We start from the raw sequence: 15,417 nt of genomic DNA on the forward strand, positions 1-15,417 counted from the left end.
GCTATCTTCCCAACCACGGCTGTGGATTTACTGCCTGGCCCTGACGACGAATTTCAAAATACAGCGATGGCTGGCCCTGTCCGCCGCTGTTCCCAACTTTAGCAATGGCCTGACCGGTTCTCACCTGATCGCCAACGCTGACCAGCGCATCCTGGTTGTAACCGTAAAGACTCATATCGCCTTTACCGTGGTCGATAACCACAACCAGCCCGTAGCCCTGTAACCAGTCCGCCAGAATGACGCGTCCGTCGGCAATAGCCCGTACATCACTGCCCTCACGTGCTGAAATGACAATGCCTTTCCAGCGTAGTTCACCCTGTAGCTGTTCGCCGAAACGATGTATCAACGAACCGTTAACCGGCCACATATTTTGACCAGACGGGCGTCCCAGACCGCCGGTTCGGGCCATCAGTGACTGTTCGCTTTGGGTCGGTTTATAGGTTGAACCTTTTTTCTTCGCTTGCTGTTCTTTCGCTCGCACGGCGGCGGCTTCCCGCGCTTCTTTTTCCGCACGGGCTTTGGCGGCACGTTCAGCGGCGGCAATTTTGTTTTGCAGGCTGGATTCGTTGGCGCGCAGCTCCGTCAGGCTCTGCTCATCTTTTTGCAATGAGGATTCCAGCGCCGTGAGCGTTTGCTTACGGGCGGCACGCGCCTGTTCGAGTTTTTGTTGCTGTGATTGTTGTTCACTCAGCAGGCTTTTTTGTTGTGTTTGCTTTGATTGCAAAGAAACACGCTGTTCAGCCAGCGTGGTGCGGGTTTGTTTCAGCTCTTCGATGGTTTTCTGTCGTTCGGTATTCAGATAGCCGAAATACGCCAGGATCCGCTCATTACGTTCGCTCTCTTCGCCGCTGAGCAGCAGTTGCAAGCCTTTATGCTGACCGATACGGAAGGCAGCATCGAGCTGTTTTGCCAGGATCTCTTCCTGCGTCTTTTGCTGTTTTTGCAACTTATCGATAGAGGCGTTAAGCCCGGCAATGTCTTTACTGAGTGTGGCGAGGGTTGACTGAGTTCCGCGTAGCTGGCTGCTGGCGGAGGCAATGGTTTTTTCCTGCGCCTGCAATTGCTGCAATAAAGTGCCGCGCTGTTGTTTCTGCTGCTTAACGCTTTTTTCTTTTTCCGCGATATTTTGCTGAATGGTTTTTAGCTGATCTTTATTGTCGTCAGCATGCACACTCACGGAAAGAGAGAGTAAAGAAGCACAAAGTAATAAGGCTGAAGATGGGAAGGCAGATACGGCCTTGTCCTGAGCGGAAAGGCGGGTTCTCATCAGGCTGAAATGAATGAATTTGCTCAAACTTTTTTCCGCTTGTCGACCGTGGATGATAGACAATATGGCTGTCCCTTCTCGTATCGTAACACTAATCAACCGGCTGATGCACAAACAAAAAAGGCGTACCAACGGGTGTCAGTACGCCTTTGTAACAGAGCTTTAAGAGAAATTAGCGTGCGATAAACAGCGGTTTGCCGCTCATTTCTGCCGGAATTTCCATGCCCATCAGTGAAAGCATTGTTGGTGCGATATCAGACAATTTACCGCCTTCAACCGCTTCTGCGTTTCCGCCAATGTAGATTAATGGCACCGGCAGACTGGTGTGCGCGGTGTGTGCCTGACCGGTCGCCGGGTCGCGCATTTGTTCTGCGTTACCGTGGTCGGCGGTGATCAGCAACTGGCCACCGGCTGCTTTCACGGCATCCACAACCTGAGCAACACAATTATCCAGTGCTTCAACGGCGCTCACCGCGGCGTCGTAAACGCCGGTATGACCGACCATATCGCCATTCGGGTAGTTACAAATGATGGTGTCATATTTGCCGCTGGCAATTGCGCCAAGCAGTTTTTCCGTCAGTTCAGCCGAACTCATTTCCGGTTGCAGGTCATAAGTCGCCACGTTCGGGGATTTCACCAGAATGCGGTCTTCGCCTTCAAACGAGTCTTCCATGCCGCCGTTAAAGAAGAAGGTAACGTGTGCATATTTCTCAGTTTCGGAAATACGCAGCTGCGTTTTGCCATGTGCCATCAGCCACTCGCCAAGGGTATTTTTCAGTGATGCTGGCGGATAGGCGCAGGCGGCGTTGATGTCCGCGGCATATTCGGTCAGCATGATGAAATCGCCGAAGTTGATGACTTTTTCGCGGGCAAAACCATCGAAGTCCGGACTGATAAAGGCGCGGGTGATTTCGCGGGCCCGGTCTGCGCGGAAGTTCATGAAGATCAGTGCATCGCCGTCATTGATGGCCGCGGATTCTTCGCCTGCTGCCTGCAATACGGTTGGCTTCACGAATTCATCATTTTCATCACGGGCATAAGCGGCCTGCAGGCCAGTCAGTGCATTATCGGCAGTGAACGCGCCTTTTGCCTGTGACATCAAATCGTAAGCCAGTTGTACGCGATCCCAGCGGTTATCGCGGTCCATCGCGTAATAGCGGCCTACGATAGATGCGATACGGCCAGTACCGATTTGTGCGAATTTCTCAGAGAAGCGTTTCAGTGCAGCTTCAGCGCTGCGCGGCGGTGTATCACGGCCATCGAGGAAGGCGTGCAGATAAATGGCTTTCGCGCCACGACGGTGCGCCAGTTCCACCATCGCCATAATGTGGTCTTCGTGACTGTGAACGCCGCCCGCAGACAACAGACCCATAATGTGAACCGCTTTGCCTGCGGCAATGGCACGATCAACCGCACCGGTCAGTACGCTATTATTAAAGAAGTCGCCTTCTTTGATTTCTTTGTCCAGACGGGTGAGATCCTGATACACGATGCGGCCCGCACCTAAATTGACATGGCCGACTTCGGAGTTGCCCATCTGACCGTCGGGCAGACCGACGTCCAGTCCGGAGGCTGCGATAAGTGTGTGAGGATGAGTGGCCCACAGATTATCCATCACCGGCGTTTTGGCGTTCAGAATCGCGTTATCTTGTTGCTCTTCGCGATGTCCATAGCCGTCCAGAATCACCAGAACCATCGGTTTTTTGTTGCTCGACATGTCAATTGACCTCAGTTTAAAAGATGAAATGCTCAATAGGCTCGCCCGCTGAAACGGGATAAACAGGCGCGACTAAAGGCATTTAAGCCGGCTGATTTTACCCCAGTGCAGGAAGTGAATAGCCGGAGGAGATCAAAGATGAGGTGAGGTGAGGGTTAACTTTCAGCATAAAGGCGTGTTAATTTTCCGAGACGTGCCGCAGATTGTGGCATTCGCCCGCGCTTACTGGCTGTATTTGCTCCGGCGCGCAGGTATACTCTGAAGCCTTGAATTTTCCCCCAACTGACGGGAGTTGTTACACCCCATGCAAGATATTATGCCGTTCATCAGTGCGCATCCGGTTCTCAGCCTGGCGTGGGTTGCGTTACTGATTGCAGTAATTGTGACCACCTTTAAAACACGTTTCTCTAAAGTGAAAGAGATCACCCGTGGCGAAGCAACACGCCTGATTAATAAAGAAGATGCCATCGTTGTCGATGTTCGCGCGCGTGAAGAATTCCGCAAAGGCCACATCGCTGAATCACAGAATGTGTTGTCTGCTGACATCAAAAACAACAATCTGGGTGAACTGACCAAACACAAAGCACAGCCAGTAATCGTGGTATGTGCCACCGGACAAACTTCCCGTACTGCGGCTGAAGGCCTGATTGCTGCTGGTTTTGAGCGTGTGTTCACACTCAAAGAAGGCATCAGCGGCTGGAGCGGTGAAAACCTGCCTTTAGTTCGCGGTAAATGATTCGCGGTAAATAAGACGTTCAGATAACCGCTACGGCATTAAATTCTACGACTCTGAGGTGGAACCCATGGCTAAAATTGAAATCTATACCAAGGCAACCTGCCCTTACTGCCATCGTGCGAAAGCCCTGCTCAATAGCAAAGGCGCTTCATTCGATGAAATCGCTATCGATGGTGATGCAGATAAGCGTGAAAAAATGATCGCCCGCAGCGGTCGTTCAACGGTTCCTCAGATCTTTATCGACGGACAGCACGTTGGCGGTTGTGATGATTTACATGCACTTGATGCACGCGGTGGCCTTGACCCAATGCTGGGTTAATCAGGGCGGCGGTGGTTTCGCATTACGTGTTTAAAAGGACTATTAACTTAAGGGTACTACTCACATGTCAGAACAAAATAACACCGAGATGGCTTTCCAGATCCAACGTATTTATACCAAAGACATCTCTTTTGAAGCGCCAAATGCGCCTCAGGTTTTCCAGCAAGACTGGCAGCCAGAAGTTAAACTGGATCTTGATACCGCTTCCAGCCAGCTGGCCGAAGGTGTATACGAAGTTGTCTTGCGTGTGACCGTAACGTCTTCTCTGGGCGACGAAACTGCGTTCCTGTGTGAAGTTCAGCAAGGTGGTATCTTCACCATCTCCGGTATCGATGGTAACCAGATGGCGCATTGCCTGGGTGCATATTGCCCGAACATTCTGTTCCCGTATGCCCGTGAGTGCATCACCAGCCTGGTCTCCCGCGGTACTTTCCCGCAACTGAATCTGGCACCTGTTAACTTTGACGCTCTGTTCATGAACTATCTGCAACAGCAAGCTGAAGGCGAAGGTGCAGAACCGCATCAGGATGCCTGATGAAAACCGTCAATGCGTCAATGACAGTGATCGGTGCCGGCTCGTACGGCACCGCTTTAGCGATTACTCTCGCCAGAAATGGCCATCCCGTTGTGCTGTGGGGACATAATCCCGACCACATCAACGCCTTACAACGTGCCCGCTGTAATCAGGAATTCCTTCCTGATGTTCCGTTCCCCGATAATCTGTTGCTCGAAACTAATCTGTCTGTCGCGTTAGCCGCCAGCCGTAATGTGCTGGTTGTGGTACCCAGCCATGTATTTGGTGACGTATTGCGCCAGCTGAAACCTCACTTGCGTCCTGATGCGCGTGTGGTGTGGGCGACGAAGGGGCTGGAGGCGGAAACCGGCCGTCTGTTGCAGGATGTCGCACGCGAAGAACTCGGCGATGCCATTCCGTTAGCCGTGGTTTCCGGGCCGACATTCGCCAAAGAACTCGCGGCAGGTATGCCGACGGCAATCTCTCTGGCCGCAACCGATGCGACGTTTGCCGACGATTTGCAGCAGTTACTGCACTGTGGCAAAAGTTTTCGTGTCTACAGCAACCCGGATTTTATCGGCGTTCAGCTGGGTGGTGCGATTAAAAACGTTATCGCCATTGGTGCCGGAATGTCAGATGGTATTGGCTTTGGCGCTAATGCCCGAACCGCGCTGATTACCCGCGGGCTGGCTGAAATGACACGTCTGGGTGCCGCTTTGGGCGCTGACCCTGCGACATTTATGGGCATGGCAGGGCTGGGTGATTTGGTGTTAACCTGCACAGACAACCAGTCCCGCAACCGTCGTTTCGGCATTATGCTGGGACAAGGCAAGGATGTTCAGACCGCTCAGGACACCATCGGACAGGTTGTAGAAGGCTATCGCAATACGAAAGAAGTACGGGCTCTGGCGCAGCGTAACAACGTTGAAATGCCAATCACAGAACAGATTTACCAGGTGTTGTACTGCGGTAAAGATGCGCGTGAAGCAGCGATCAGTTTACTTGCCCGTGCGAGCAAGGACGAAAAACACAGCCACTGAAAGGCGTATAAAGTATAGCCACCTTGTTGGTGTTCCCGACAGGGCGGCTTTTTATTACCCGAACTTGCAAAGTCGTAAGGAAAAGTGATGTCGCTAGAAGAATTAGAGCTGGTCTGGAATAACATTAAATCAGAAGCGAGAGCACTGGCTGAGTGTGAACCGATGCTGGCGAGTTTTTTCCATGCGACGTTACTTAAACATGAAACGCTGGGCGGCGCACTGAGCTACATTCTGGCCAATAAGCTGGGCAATCCGATTATGCCCGCGATGGCTATCCGTGAAGTGGTTGAAGAAGCCTATCGCAACGACGAACAAATGATCTTGTCCGCTGCCCGCGACATTCTGGCTGTGCATCAGCGCGATGCGGCGGTCGATAAATATTCGACTCCGCTGCTCTATCTGAAAGGTTTCCACGCACTTCAGGCATACCGTATCGGTAACTGGCTGTGGAAGCAGGATCGTAAAGCGCTGGCGATTTATTTCCAGAATCAGATTTCAGTGTCCTTTGGCGTAGATATTCATCCGGCAGCACGCATTGGTTGCGGCATCATGTTTGACCATGCGACCGGAATTGTCATCGGTGAAACGGCTGTTGTTGAGAACGACGTGTCGATTTTGCAATCCGTTACCCTTGGCGGTACCGGTAAAACTTGCGGCGACCGTCACCCTAAAATTCGTGAAGGCGTCATGATTGGTGCTGGTGCGAAAATACTCGGTAATATCGAAGTGGGTGCGGGTGCGAAAATCGGGGCGGGCTCAGTCGTGTTGCAATCCGTTCCTCCGCATACCACCGCTGCAGGCGTACCGGCGCGTATTGTCGGGCGTCCGGAAAGCGAGCGTCCTTCCATGGATATGGATCAGCATTTCAACGGTATTGCGCAGGGTTTTGAATTCGGCGACGGTATCTGACAGGCATTTCCGATGGCATCATTCTGCATGCCATCGTCTTCATTTCCACAACGCTATTCTTTCAGCAGTGCGCCCGGATATCCCAGCTGGCGCCAGGCTTCATATACCACCACCGAAACAGCATTCGACAAGTTCATGCTGCGGCTTTCTGCGAGCATCGGAATACGGATTTTGTGCTGTGCGGGCAGATTATCCAGAATGGATGCCGGCAGACCACGTGTTTCAGGGCCGAACAGCAGGAAATCATTATCCTGATAGCTGACGGCACTGTGCGCGGGCGTACCTTTGGTCGTCAGTGCAAAAAGACGTTGTGGATTTTCGCTGCTGAGGAACGCGTCATAATTGGCATGATGCTTAATATGGGCGAATTCATGGTAATCGAGCCCGGCGCGGCGCAGACGTTTATCGTCCCAGCCGAAACCTAAAGGTTCGATGAGGTGAAGCTGACATCCGGTGTTGGCACACAGGCGGATAATATTGCCGGTATTTGGCGGGATTTCTGGTTCAAATAAAACGATGTTAAGCATGCGTCCCCCTGATAGAGGAACGCAGAATAGCAGAAACTTAGCGCTGGTGCAGCGGCAGCCAGATAATCAAACGAAGGCCGCCCAGCGGGCTGTCCTCGGCTCTGACTTTGCCTCTGTGCTGCTGAACCGCAGTATCCACGATAGCCAGCCCAAGGCCGGTACCGCCGGATTCACGGTCACGCGCTTCATCAGTCCGGTAGAACGGACGGAAAATCTGCTCACGATCTTCTTCACTCACGCCCGGACCGTCGTCATCAACGGTGATGGTGATCCCTTCACTGTCGTGGGCGAAGTTCAGCGCAATGTGATGATGTGAATAACGCAGGGCATTACGCACAATATTTTCCAGTGCGCTGTCGAGTGCCGCGGCATTCCCGATCAGTTTCCACGGACCAGGCGGCGACGTGACCTCCAGCGTTTTGCCCATCTGCTCGGCTTCAAACTGCGCATCGTCAATCACGCCTTCCCACAGTTCATTGGCTTTCAGGGTCTCGCGCGACAGCTCATTTTTATGCTGACTGCGTGATAACACCAGTAAGTCATTGATCATACCATCAAGACGTTGCGCTTCATTTTCAATGCGTTGCAGCTCTTTACCTTCGCCATGACGACGACGCATCAGCGCAGTAGCCAGTTGCAGACGCGTCAGCGGGGTACGAAGTTCATGTGAGATATCAGATATCAGCCGTTGTTGCGCCGTCACCATTCGTTCGAGAGCGCTGACCATCTGGTTGAAACTGGCACCGGTCGCAAGGAATTCCTGCGGGCCGGCTTCGAGTTCCGGATGCTGCTTGAGATTGCCGCGTGCAACGTCATCTGCGGCGTTTTTCAACTTACGCGCAGGTTTCGCCAGACTCCACGCCAGCCAGAGCAACAGCGGGGCGCTGATGAGCATAGTGACGATAAGCAGAAGCAGAGGGCGGTCGAACATCAGGTTGATAAAATCAGACTGAGAACTGCTGGCAGGGCGCATCAGGTAAAGCTGGTAATTGTCTTCACCATCACGAACCGAGAAGGGCCCGACCATTTCCACACGGCCATATTTTTTCTTTTTCGGACGATCTGAGTTATCAGACTGACCGATAAAGTTACGTACAATCTGCATTTCATTGCGCTGAGCGCCAATCACGCGCCCTTCGCTGGTGACCAGCAACAAACGCTGACCCGGCGGAGCCCATTTGTCGATAGCGCGGAACAGTCTGCGCCACCACATCAGATCATTGGCAGGATCGGTCGCCAGCTCAGCTTCGACGTGCTGTTCAATCATCAGGCCCTGCCGTTGTTCGTTATCGAGCAACGGCGTAATCTGGCGTGAATCGAGTTTCGGCACCATCAATACCAGCATTAGCACCAGGGCTAACGTAAACCAGAAAATGGCAAAAATACGTGCCGTAAGGCTGTTTATCATGAAGCAGAAACCATCAGATAACCGCGTCCGCGCAGGGTTTTAAACCACGGATGTCCGTCCTGACGATCGGGCAATTTACGGCGTAAATTAGAGATGTGCATATCAATCGCACGGTCAAACGGTGTCAGGCGTTTACCCAATACTTCCTGGCTCAGATGTTCGCGGGAAACGACCTGTCCGAGATGTTTTGCCAGTAAATACAGCAGGGTAAATTCGGTACCGGTCAGATCCAGCGCTTCGCCATTAAAGCTGGCTTCCTGACGGCCCGGATTCAGCTGCAAGCCATCGACTTCCAGCGTCGGTGAACCGTTGTTCTCATTGGTTTGCTGCTGCTCGCTCCAGTTGGAACGGCGCAACATCGCCCGGATCCGGGCAACCAGTTCGCGGTCATTAAACGGTTTTGGCAGATAGTCATCGGCACCCAGTTCGAGGCCAAGAACACGGTCTAATTCACTGCCGCGAGCGGTTAACATAATCACTGGCGTCTGGTGGCGCTGGCGTAATTCTTTAAGGGTTTCAATGCCGTTTTTCTTCGGCATCATCACGTCAAGTAACAGAAGATCGATGGTATTATCGATTTTCTCTAATGCCTGCTCACCGTCGTAAGCCACCACAACATTAAAGCCTTCCATTTCGAGCAATTCTTTCAAAAGTGAAGTCAGTTCACGGTCGTCATCAACCAACAAAATTTTATTCATTGTATTTACCTCTAGACGCAAAATACGTCATCAATTGCCGCTATTCCATGACTTTACGTACTTTTACAAGCACTGACGCTTGTTTGCAGCAGCAGGTTTAGACTGCTTTTCAATGATTCGCGATGAAGCGATAAAGACTTTAGGAGTATGTGATGTTTAAGGCAGCTTCATTCGGTTTGGCCACGCTTCTGACGCTGAGTTCAGGTGTCGTTTTAGCAGATGGCGCAAAACCAGTGTCGGCGATGCCAGCAGAACATGATAGCACGATGTTGGATAAGCCTCAGGAACGCAACACCATGTTTGATGGTGTAAATCTCACTGAGCAGCAGCGCCAGCAAATGCGTGACCTGATGCACCAGGCTCGTAAAGATCTGCCTCATGTAAATGTAGAACAGATAGAAACGATGCACAGGTTGGTTACCGCCGAAAAGTTTGATCAGGCCGCAGTCCGGGCACAAGCCGAATTAATGGCTCAGGAACAGGTGGATCGTCAGGTCGAAATGGCCCGCATCCGCAACCAGATGTTTAATCTGCTGACGCCTGAGCAAAAAGATGTATTGAACCAGAAACATGAGCAGCGCATGCAACAGATGCGTAAGCAGTTATCTGGATTACAGCCCTCTTCTGCCCAGAAGACGAGTAGTACCAGCACGACCGAGTAAGATCCCTGTTTTTCCTTGCCATAGACACCATCCCTGTCTTCCCCCGCCGAAAGGTGGGGTTTTTTTTGCCTGCAATTCGGGATGGGTTCACAAAAGCGGAAATTAACAAGGTGGAAATCTGCGCGTAACGAACGGGAAATATCTTGTAAAAGCCGTATGAATCAGTAAATTGCGAAGTACAGAGCAGTGTATGCGTATTCTTGCTGACTTGAATCAATTCAGCACCGGTGTTTTGTTATACTATAGGCTCAAACGCTAGTAAGCCCTTTTGGCTGCACAAGAAAAATTCGCCCAACAGGCTGGCTCAAGATTCTTAAGAAATTGCATCTACAAGTTCAGAGGTAGTCATGATCAAAAAAATTGGTGTACTGACAAGTGGTGGCGATGCCCCAGGCATGAATGCTGCGATCCGTGGCGTTGTCCGCTCCGCTTTATCTGCAGATTTAGAAGTCTACGGTATTGAAGATGGCTACCTCGGCATGTACGAAAACCGCATGCGCAAACTGGATCGCTACAGCGTTTCAGACATGATTAACCGCGGCGGTACTTTCCTGGGTTCAGCTCGTTTCCCGGAATTCCGTGACCCGGAAATGCGTAAAGTAGCGCTGCAGAATATGAAAGACCGCGGTATTGATGGCCTGGTGGTTATCGGTGGTGACGGTTCTTATGCAGGTGCAGACTTGCTGACCAAAGAAGGCGGCATCCGTTGTATCGGCCTGCCAGGCACTATCGATAACGATGTTGCCGGTACTGACTACACCATCGGTTTCTTCACGGCGCTGGGCACTGTGGTAGAAGCGATTGACCGTCTGCGTGATACCTCCTCTTCACACCAGCGTATCTCCATCGTTGAAGTGATGGGCCGTTATTGCGGCGACCTGACTCTGGCGGCTGCGATTGCCGGTGGTTGCGAATTTATTGCTATCCCGGAAGTTGAATTCAAACGTGATGATCTGGTTGCTGAAATCAAAGCAGGCATCGCGAAAGGTAAAAAACACGCGATCGTCGCCATCACTGAGAAGTTAGATAACATCGAAGAGCTGGCCAAATACATTGAGAAAGAAACCTGCCGCGAAACGCGTGGCACGGTATTAGGTCACATTCAGCGTGGTGGTGCGCCAGTCGCTTACGACCGCATCTTAGCTTCCCGCATGGGCGCTTATGCTGTTGACCTGCTGCTGGAAGAAGGCCGCGACTATTCTCAGGGCGGTTTCTGTGTCGGCGTAGAAAACGAGAAAATGGTTCACGAGCTGATCTCGGTTTGTATCGCACCAGAGAATAAGAAAAGCAAATTCAAAGAAGACTGGTACGACACTGCGAAAAAACTGTTCTGATACAGTTGATTACGCAATGGAAAGAACCTCCTTTACGGGAGGTTTTTTTTCGCCCGTCTTTTGTTTATTCCAGAAAGTAATAGAAAAAAACCTTTTATTCTTTATACGTTTCATTTTTATCTGGCACGCTCTCCTTAACGAACAAATAAATGAAATCCATAGAAACTATCTCGGGAGAGTACGATGCGTAAATGGGCTGTAGGTTTGGGATTACTGTTGGTGGCAACCGGAGCAATTGCCAAAGATATTCAGATTCTGAACGTGTCATACGATCCAACGCGTGAGTTCTATGAACAATACAACAAGGCGTTCAGCAAATACTGGCAGGCTAAAACGGGCGATACCGTGACCGTGCGTCAGTCACATGGCGGTTCAGGAAAACAGGCCACGTCTGTTATTAACGGCATTGAAGCGGATGTGGTAACACTGGCGCTGGCTTATGACGTTGATGCTATTGCCGAGCGCGGCCGTATCGATAAAAACTGGATCACCCGTCTGCCGGACAACTCTGCACCTTATACGTCCACCATTGTTTTCCTGGTGCGCAAAGGCAATCCGAAACAAATTCACGACTGGAATGATTTGATCAAGCCGGGTGTGTCGGTTATCACGCCGAACCCTAAAACGTCAGGCGGTGCCCGCTGGAACTATCTCGCAGCATGGGGTTATGCCCTGCATCACAACAACAATGATAAAGCGAAGGCTCAGGATTTCGTGAAAGCATTGTATAAAAACGTCGAAGTGCTGGATTCCGGCGCGCGTGGCGCAACCAATACTTTCGTTGAGCGCGGTATCGGTGATGTGCTGATTGCGTGGGAAAACGAAGCGTTGCTGGCGACCAAAGAAGTCGGCAAAGATAAGTTTGAAATCGTGACGCCAAGCGAATCGATTCTGGCTGAGCCAACGGTTTCTGTGGTCGATAAAGTGGTGGATAAACGTGATACCCGCACTGTGGCGGATGCTTATCTGAAGTATCTGTATTCACCGGAAGGCCAGACTATCGCGGCAGAAAACTATTACCGCCCTCGTGATCCGCAAGTCGAAAAGAAATTCGCTTCTGAATTCCCGAAACTGAAACTGTTCACCATTGATCAGGTTGCAGGTACCTGGGCACAGGCGCAGAAAGACCATTTCGCGACAGACGGTATTTTTGATCAGATCTCTAAGCGTTAATGACGTTTTACAGACAGGTCTTTCGCAAATAACTCTCTTTGCATACAAAAAAGAAAACCCCGGCATGCCGGGGTTTTTTTTGCGCAGAAGAAAAGAAACAGGCTTACGCTTGTTTAGCTTCTGCAGCCGCTTTCACGATCACTGCGAAAGCATCCGCTTTCAGTGATGCGCCGCCAACCAGTGCGCCATCGATGTCTGGCTGGGTGAACAGCTCAGCAGCGTTAGCCGCGTTAACGGAACCGCCGTACTGGATGATTACTTGTTCAGCAACCGCAGCATCTTGTTTCGCGATGTGGTCACGGATGAATTTGTGAACAGCCTGAGCTTGCGCAGGAGTTGCAGATTTACCGGTACCGATCGCCCAAACTGGTTCGTAAGCGATAACAGCGCCTTCGAATGCTTTCGCGCCCAGAGTGTTCAGAACCGCATCCAGTTGCTTAGCGCAAACGGCTTCAGTTTTGCCTGCTTCGTTTTCTGCTTCGGTTTCACCGATGCACAGAACAGGGATCAGACCCGCTTCTTTCAGCACGCCGAATTTCTTCGCGATGAACTCGTCGCTTTCTTTGTGGTAAGTGCGGCGTTCTGAGTGACCGATGATGATGTATTGCGCACCGATGTCTTTCAGCATGTCGGCAGAGATTTCACCGGTGAATGCGCCGGACAGGTTAGCATCAACGTTCTGAGCACCCAGCGCGATACGGCTGCCAGCCAGAGCGTGTTTAGCCTGTGACAGGTAAACTTCTGGTGGAGCAATCGCAACGCCACAACCTACTACTGTGCTCAGTTCAGTACGCAGAGCAGCAATCAGTTCGTTAACCATGTGGGTGCTGCCGTTAAGCTTCCAGTTACCCATCACTAATGGATGTCGCATGTTTTTTCCTCCAAAAGGGGACGCGAGTGTCGATTAAAATTTCTGCCAAATAAGCAGATTACCTGTGCAACAGTATAGAGATCATTGGACGTAAAGGCTTTGCTTTTTGTCATTAAAAGCCGTCATCTCACGGCTCAGCCAGCGCAAGCTTGACCGGCTCCACGGCGAATGTCAGACCTTTTTCGCCATTGTCTGAAATCACAAAACGCACCGCGCCTACTTCCTGCTTATAAAACTGCTGACCTTTACCTTTCTCAATCATGGACGTCACTTTCGCCACGCTTTGTGGCGCAGAAAGTGTGGCGTCAAACTGACGCATCAGGTTTGCCATGTAGCTGATCGCCAGCGTGCGCGCGGCTTTCTCTTCGGCACCCTGAATCGGCAAATAGGTAATTTGCAGCGTTTTGATTTTGCCGGTGCCTTTTTCCAGCGCCGTCGAGGCGTAAAGATTTTCGTTAATCTTGCTGGCGGCCCGGGTCAGGGAACTGTTCGGCGATTTATCGCTGATAGAACGAAACTCGCCGATCTGCTGGGTCGGATTGGCTTCATTGTATTTGGCGCGGAAGTTGATCAGCGTCGTTTCAAACGTCGGTGCGCCAGCCAGCAGGTAAGGAGCTTTGGGCATTTCTTCCGCGCCTGAGTGGTCGGCCGGCGGGTCGGCAAGCGCGGTGTTTTGGCTCGCCAGCATCAGCAGCGCGGGCAGCGCCAGACGTAATAAAGATTGAGCAACAGTCATAGGGCATTTCTTATTTTGTTTCAACAGACCGATTAAAGCGGGGAACGGGGGGTAATGTCAAAAGGAGAGCGTAAAGATTCTCGCGGCCGCTGCCTGTAGGTTACACTCCGCCTGATTTAACAATTTACTCCCATTGGACTTTACGGAACGGACTGTCAATGACGTTACAGCATGCACTGTTTTCTTTTAACGGCCGCCTTGGCCGCCGCGATTTCTGGATCTGGATGGTCAGCTGGCTGATTCTGATGGTGGCTGATTTCTTTTTTGCCGCACAGGAATGGATTACCTATCAGACCGCCGGTTTTGCGCTGGTCGTATTACTGTGGCCGACCGCGGCGGTGCTGGTGAAAAGATTGCATGATCGCAATAAATCCGCCTGGTGGGCATTGCTGTTTGTGCTGGCGTGGATGCTGGTGGCCGGAAACTGGGCAGCGGCGATGCCGCAAACCTGGAGCTGGGTGTTAGGCCGTCTGGCGCCATCCGTGATTTTCATCATGCTGATTATCGACTGCGGCGCGTTTGTCGGTACGCCGGGCACAAATCGTTTTGGCCCGGAACCGGATGACGTTAAATTCCGCTAGTTTTGCAGGAACAGGCTTACCAGTAATGCTCGCTGGTCATATGGCCCGGCTTGCGTTTGAGATGCTTGCGCATACCCCGCGTGTCTTTCAGGACTTGCTGGGTATCGCGCACCATTTGCGGGTTTCCGCACAGCATCACATGGCTGTCTTCTGCCAGCATCTTCAGGCCGACAGCGCTTTCCAGCGTGCCGTTTTCAATCAGCGCCGGTACGCGACCGCTCAGCGAACCGGCAATCTCTTCGCGGCTGACCACGGTCTGAATATGTAATTTGCCCTCATAGCGACGCTGAAGCTGTTGCATCAGTGGCAGATAACTCAGGTCAGCCGCGAAGCGTGCAGCGTGAACCAGAACAATATTTTTGAACCGCTCCAGCCCGAGCCCTTCCTGCAAAATCGACAGATACGGCCCGATTGCCGTGCCGGTTGCCAGCATCCACAACGTGTCGCATTCCGGCACTTCTTCGATGACGAAAAAACCTGCGGCTTCTTTGGTGATATTAATTTCGTCACCCGGCTGCATCACGTGCAGGCGCGGGCTGAGCTTTCCTTCCGGCACATTGACCAGATAGAACTCCAGTTCGTTGCTGGAGGGCGGATTCACATACGAATAGGCACGCTGAACGCGTTCGCCATCGATATCCAGAGAGAGTTTGGCGAACTGACCTGCGGTAAAAGGATCGACCGGTGCATTGACCGTGATGCTGAACAAATTGTCTGTCCAGTGCTCAACTTTTTTGACTTTTCCCGTTACCCAATCAGCCATAAAAACTCCCGTTGTTCCTGATTTATTCATGAATACCGAAATTGAGGCCTGATTTTATTTCAAATTTTTCGGATCCCTTATCGGTTAAATGTTATCAGCCTGATCAGCTCTGGTTAGCCAGTATCGATTTTCGTACACCCAGCGTTACACCGCTGGCTTATC

17 protein-coding genes are annotated in these 15,417 nt (G+C 51.5%); 9 read left to right on the top strand and 8 right to left on the bottom strand.

Features of this window, described 5'->3' with window-relative positions:
* Position 1: 1 nt before the first annotated feature.
* Together envC and gpmM are read right to left on the bottom strand one after the other, a co-directional pair.
* Positions 2-1,267 (bottom strand): murein hydrolase activator EnvC, encoded by a 1,266-nt coding sequence (envC, locus tag CKQ54_RS03850; protein WP_244220250.1) that lies wholly within the window; start codon positions 1,265-1,267, stop codon positions 2-4.
* A gap of 172 nt (positions 1,268-1,439) precedes the next feature.
* A complete protein-coding gene (gene gpmM / locus CKQ54_RS03855) occupies positions 1,440-2,984 on the bottom strand; it encodes a 2,3-bisphosphoglycerate-independent phosphoglycerate mutase (protein ID WP_120163797.1) in 1,545 nt (514 codons plus the stop codon).
* Between the two features lie 304 nt (positions 2,985-3,288).
* On the opposite strand from gpmM, the gene CKQ54_RS03860 reads away from it, so the two are divergent.
* The 5 genes from CKQ54_RS03860 to cysE all read left to right on the top strand — a co-directional run bounded on the left by CKQ54_RS03860 (position 3,289) and on the right by cysE (position 6,502).
* Positions 3,289-3,720 carry a rhodanese-like domain-containing protein gene (locus tag CKQ54_RS03860; RefSeq protein ID WP_015699203.1) on the top strand — a complete coding sequence of 144 codons (432 nt, stop codon included), beginning with the start codon at positions 3,289-3,291 and terminating at the stop codon, positions 3,718-3,720.
* Between the two features lie 67 nt (positions 3,721-3,787).
* Positions 3,788-4,039: a glutaredoxin 3 gene (grxC, locus tag CKQ54_RS03865; RefSeq protein WP_013577603.1), complete on the top strand. Its 252-nt coding sequence runs from the start codon at positions 3,788-3,790 to the stop codon at positions 4,037-4,039.
* A gap of 64 nt (positions 4,040-4,103) precedes the next feature.
* The gene (gene secB / locus CKQ54_RS03870; RefSeq protein WP_013577602.1) at positions 4,104-4,574 is read left to right on the top strand and encodes a protein-export chaperone SecB; all 471 of its coding nucleotides are present in this window, start codon (positions 4,104-4,106) and stop codon (positions 4,572-4,574) included.
* Entirely contained in the window at positions 4,574-5,593 is a 1,020-nt protein-coding gene (gene gpsA, locus CKQ54_RS03875; RefSeq protein ID WP_113877623.1) for an NAD(P)H-dependent glycerol-3-phosphate dehydrogenase, read from the top strand. Before secB ends, gpsA begins: the two co-directional genes overlap by 1 nt.
* Positions 5,594-5,680: 87 nt before the next feature.
* Positions 5,681-6,502, top strand: a complete 822-nt coding sequence (gene cysE, locus CKQ54_RS03880) for a serine O-acetyltransferase (protein ID WP_013577600.1) — start codon at positions 5,681-5,683, stop codon at positions 6,500-6,502.
* Positions 6,503-6,555: 53 nt separating this feature from the next.
* On the opposite strand, the gene trmL is transcribed toward cysE, so the two are convergent.
* The 3 genes from trmL to cpxR are packed head-to-tail and all read right to left on the bottom strand — an operon-like array spanning position 6,556 to position 9,135.
* On the bottom strand, positions 6,556-7,029 hold the full coding sequence (gene trmL, locus CKQ54_RS03885) for a tRNA (uridine(34)/cytosine(34)/5-carboxymethylaminomethyluridine(34)-2'-O)-methyltransferase TrmL (RefSeq protein WP_112289331.1): 474 nt from the start codon (positions 7,027-7,029) through the stop codon (positions 6,556-6,558).
* Between the two features lie 37 nt (positions 7,030-7,066).
* A complete protein-coding gene (cpxA, locus tag CKQ54_RS03890; protein WP_112289332.1) occupies positions 7,067-8,437 on the bottom strand; it encodes an envelope stress sensor histidine kinase CpxA in 1,371 nt (456 codons plus the stop codon).
* Complete coding sequence (cpxR, locus tag CKQ54_RS03895; protein ID WP_013577597.1) at positions 8,434-9,135, bottom strand: envelope stress response regulator transcription factor CpxR; 702 nt, start codon at positions 9,133-9,135, stop codon at positions 8,434-8,436. Before cpxR ends, cpxA begins: the two co-directional genes overlap by 4 nt.
* A 152-nt stretch (positions 9,136-9,287) precedes the next feature.
* On the opposite strand from cpxR, the gene cpxP reads away from it, so the two are divergent.
* The 3 genes from cpxP to CKQ54_RS03910 all read left to right on the top strand — a co-directional run bounded on the left by cpxP (position 9,288) and on the right by CKQ54_RS03910 (position 12,304).
* Entirely contained in the window at positions 9,288-9,797 is a 510-nt protein-coding gene (gene cpxP, locus CKQ54_RS03900) for a cell-envelope stress modulator CpxP (protein WP_120163796.1), read from the top strand.
* Between the two features lie 347 nt (positions 9,798-10,144).
* A complete protein-coding gene (pfkA, locus tag CKQ54_RS03905) occupies positions 10,145-11,131 on the top strand; it encodes a 6-phosphofructokinase (RefSeq protein WP_112289334.1) in 987 nt (328 codons plus the stop codon).
* A 183-nt stretch (positions 11,132-11,314) separates the two neighbouring features.
* Positions 11,315-12,304 (top strand): sulfate ABC transporter substrate-binding protein, encoded by a 990-nt coding sequence (locus tag CKQ54_RS03910; RefSeq protein ID WP_113877622.1) that lies wholly within the window; start codon positions 11,315-11,317, stop codon positions 12,302-12,304.
* Between the two features lie 103 nt (positions 12,305-12,407).
* Here the strand turns inward: CKQ54_RS03910 and tpiA are convergent, their stop codons facing one another.
* On the bottom strand, positions 12,408-13,175 hold the full coding sequence (gene tpiA, locus CKQ54_RS03915) for a triose-phosphate isomerase (RefSeq protein WP_112289336.1): 768 nt from the start codon (positions 13,173-13,175) through the stop codon (positions 12,408-12,410).
* A 127-nt stretch (positions 13,176-13,302) separates the two neighbouring features.
* Entirely contained in the window at positions 13,303-13,911 is a 609-nt protein-coding gene (locus CKQ54_RS03920) for a DUF1454 family protein (protein WP_120163795.1), read from the bottom strand.
* A gap of 158 nt (positions 13,912-14,069) precedes the next feature.
* Here CKQ54_RS03920 and CKQ54_RS03925 point away from each other — a divergent pair, with 158 nt between their 5' ends.
* On the top strand, positions 14,070-14,492 hold the full coding sequence (locus CKQ54_RS03925; RefSeq protein ID WP_120163794.1) for a DUF805 domain-containing protein: 423 nt from the start codon (positions 14,070-14,072) through the stop codon (positions 14,490-14,492).
* A 16-nt stretch (positions 14,493-14,508) separates the two neighbouring features.
* On the opposite strand, the gene fpr is transcribed toward CKQ54_RS03925, so the two are convergent.
* Positions 14,509-15,255, bottom strand: coding sequence for a ferredoxin--NADP(+) reductase (fpr, locus tag CKQ54_RS03930; protein WP_113877619.1), 747 nt, complete (start codon positions 15,253-15,255; stop codon positions 14,509-14,511).
* Positions 15,256-15,417 lie beyond the last annotated feature (162 nt).

The organism is Rahnella variigena, from assembly GCF_003610915.1.
Lineage (GTDB): Bacteria > Pseudomonadota > Gammaproteobacteria > Enterobacterales > Enterobacteriaceae > Rahnella > Rahnella variigena.